We start from the raw sequence: 261 nt of genomic DNA on the forward strand, positions 1-261 counted from the left end.
GATGTAGGTCGAGATTTAGCCACACCGGACGACAAACGGGATGGAGTTTACCTGCACCAGAGCGACGTGGATTTACTGGAGAAAATCATTGATGCGCTAAACGAAGAGATGCCGCCCTTGCGCCAATTTGTCTTGCCGTCAGGCCATCCGGTTGCGGCCTTGTTACACGTAAGTCGTACCGTCGTTCGTCGAGTGGAGCGCCAAATTGTCACCTTAGAGAAATCAGAAACGCTGAATCCCGTGATTCGAAAATATCTAAAT

At 49.8% G+C, this 261-nt stretch carries 1 protein-coding gene; it reads left to right on the forward strand.

Features of this window, described 5'->3' with window-relative positions:
- Positions 1–261, forward strand: a 261-nt coding sequence (locus J3482_RS20545) for an ATP:cob(I)alamin adenosyltransferase (RefSeq protein WP_206923136.1), incomplete at both ends; no start/stop codon positions are given.

Origin of the sequence: Alicyclobacillus suci, from assembly GCF_017329615.1 — a bacterium.
GTDB lineage: Bacteria > Bacillota > Bacilli > Alicyclobacillales > Alicyclobacillaceae > Alicyclobacillus > Alicyclobacillus suci.